The sequence below is a fragment of the Bartonella sp. AP57NXGY genome (assembly GCF_042195805.1).
GTDB lineage: Bacteria > Pseudomonadota > Alphaproteobacteria > Rhizobiales > Rhizobiaceae > Bartonella.
Genome location: NZ_JBHIOZ010000005.1, coordinates 1 through 3,109, shown reverse-complemented (window position 1 = coordinate 3,109; position 3,109 = coordinate 1). Strand labels below are relative to the sequence as shown.

The following is a 3,109-nucleotide window of genomic DNA, read 5'->3' as shown; positions in this document are numbered from 1 at the left end:
TCTCAGAAGATGCTGATACAGCCGATACAGAAGATGAAGATTTTACAATTAATGAAGGGGCTTTTGCACTGAGTACCGAACTTTTTAAAAATGGTATGCAGAATATCTTTGCAGGAGGGAATGCGAGCGAAGTTACTTTATACGATAGAGCTACGCAGAAGATATATGATTCTGGATATACGGATGATCTAACCATTAATCATCAAGCAAGGTCATGGGTTTTTGCTGGTGCGATATTAGATAAGGATACAAATGTTAATGATTTTGGCAACCTCTATCTCTATGCTGGAAATGGTGAAGCTGTTACGGAAGTAGAAAATCTTAATTTAAATGGAGAAGATAGCAAACTATACATTATTGCGTCTGAAGATAACGGCAAAAAAACTGAGATTAATGTTAAGAATTTAAAAGGAAATGGGAGAGTTATTTTTACGTCTTTAGGGACTAATAAGCATTATTCACAGCTTAATATCGATGATCTTTCAGGTTCTTTACATTTTGATTTTAATGTCAATTTTGCCAAGCAGCTTAGTGATTATCTTGTGATTAAAAAAAGGGGCTCTGGTTCTCACACAATAAGTGTGGCTGATTCTGGGCGTGAAATTACAAATTCTTCTTACAAAAAGCTTAAATTAATTACTGATCGCAGCGGAAATGCCCATTTTACTCTGACAAACACTTTTGGTGAAAAAATCGGAACTGTTGATGCCGGAACCTATCGGTACAGTTTGCAACATAGAAACAATAAGGGTACTGGTAAAATTTGGTATTTAGATGCAAACCACACCATTGATGAGACAACTTCTCAAGTTTTTGATAGTGTATTGAAACCATATACTGGTTCATCAAGTGATTTACTTACAGAACTCACAATTGATCAAGGAACAACTGTTTCTATTGCAGATCCTAGCTTTGACACGAGTAGCAAGGAAGTTGATAGCAATGGAGAAACTTCAATTAGTAATACAGTTAAAGATGGTGGAAAGCTTTCCGTTTATAGCGGTGGTTTTAGCTTGTATACGACAATTCAAAGAGGTGGCACTGAGCTTATTAAAACACAGGGTCTTTCACAGGATACTATTGTTCATAAAGGTGGGCAACAAAAGGTTAAAGAGGGGGGAAAAGCTGAAGGGGCTAAAATTTACGGAGGTGAGCAATTTGTTTCAGGAAAGTCTGATATTAAAGATGCGATGGTGAGGAGCAGCGCCTATGACACTATCGTTTCTGGTGAGAATGGAGTGCGAGGATATCAGAATGTGTATGATGATGGAGAGGTTTTTAACACACAGATCATGGAAGGAGGGATACAAAATCTTTATGGAGAAGAGGATCTAGACGAGTATAGCAGTTTTGCCTTTGATACGAAGGTCTTTTCGGGTGGACAGCAACATGTTTTAGCGGGAGGAATCGCGATTGGCGTTCTTTTAGAAGGGACTGCTTTTCAGGCAATAGATTTAGGAGGTTATGTAAAAGATTTAACCGTTAAGGATCAAGCACAATCGTGGTTACATTTTGGTTCAACATTAGAAGGAAGCACTATGATTCATGATTCTGGACGGATTTATCTTTATGCCGGTGCAGAGCAATCTCGTACTGAAGTAGAAAAAATTGTCTTAAATGGCAGAGATACAAAATTGTACGCGATTGCCTCTAATATAGATGGTGAAAGTTCTTTGATTGAGAATCTGAGTGGGAATGGTCGTGTTATTTTTACTTCTACCGTGTTTAATCCACATTACTCTAAACTTGAGATCAATGATCTTTCAGGGAGTTTACATTTTAGGTTGCATACTAATTTTGCAGAACAGCGCGGTGATTATCTTCTGATCAAAAAAGGATCAGGTAATCACACCATAAGCGTTATCGATTCTGGTGTTGAAATTACCAATTCTCCTCTACAAGATCAGAATTTAGTTTTGGAGCTTGATTTAATTCATGTTCAAAGCGGAAATGCGCATTTTACTCTGACAGATTTTTCTGGTGAAGAGACGAGTACGATTGATGGTGGAGCCTACATGTATGGCTTAAAGACAAAAGATGATAATGGGGGAAAGACTTGGTCTTTGGCTACATCACAAATAACTTCTGCTCCTGTAATTCCTTCACCTCATGTGGAGTCGCCTATAGATAAGCTTCCTGAAAAAGAAGAAAATATGACATCGGCAAAAGATTTTAGTATCTCTGATGTAATTCATTACAGCATTGGGGAAGGAGGAGGAATTCTACAAAGCTCTTTGCTCGGTGATGATAACGTAGTTTATGTCTCTGATGATGGAGAGCAAGGTGTTCTTAAGAAGTCTATTAATAATACAATTCAGGGATCAGGAAGACTTTATGTTGAAGCTGGTGGTTTCAGTAAAAATACAACCATTGAAAATGGTGGTACTGAGATTGTAGGGGAACAGGGGGTCTCAGAATCTACGATTATTTACGAGGGTGGAAAACAAAAAGTGGAGGGGGGAGGCTCTGCATTGAGAGCTGAAATTTATGGTGGGGAGCAGCTTGTTTTCGGAAATGGTTATGTAAATGGTGGAATTGTTGGGAGCAGTGCTTATAACACGACACTTTATGGTCAAGGTGATACGCCGGGACAGCAGAATGTATATGATGATGGGATGGCTGTGGGAACAAAAGTGATGAGTGGAGGAGTACAAACTCTTGCTAAGTGGTTTCCTAATGATGATAACTTTGCAGAAAAAGCCGGCGGTTTAGCTGTAAATGCTGAAATCTTTTCAGAGGGTGTGCAGCGTGTTTTAGCAGGAGGTGAAGCAAATACAGTCATTTTACGCACTGGTGGTGTTCAAGAAGTCTATGCAGGTGGAATTGTAAAGAATCTAACGATTGAAGATAATGCTAATTCATGGATTTCTCCTGGTGCAATATTAGGAGGAGAAATAAAAGTTCAGGATTTTGGTGGGCTCCATCTTGATGCTGGAGACGATGGTCAACAAACTATAGTAGAAAACATTGAATTAAATGGAGAAGACGCTCAATTATACTCCGTTGCTCGTGGGTTTGACGACAAAAGTACACGCATTCAGCAGTTAAGCGGTGTAGGAAAAGTCATTTTTACTTCTTCTGAAGATGATTTATATTACTCTCAGCTTTA

Annotated in this window: 1 protein-coding gene; it reads left to right on the top strand. The window is 38.6% G+C overall.

The window, feature by feature from the left end:
- A partial coding sequence (locus tag ACFIL8_RS01460; RefSeq protein WP_375688793.1) for a pertactin-like passenger domain-containing protein occupies window positions 1–3,109 on the top strand: 3,109 nt, incomplete at both ends.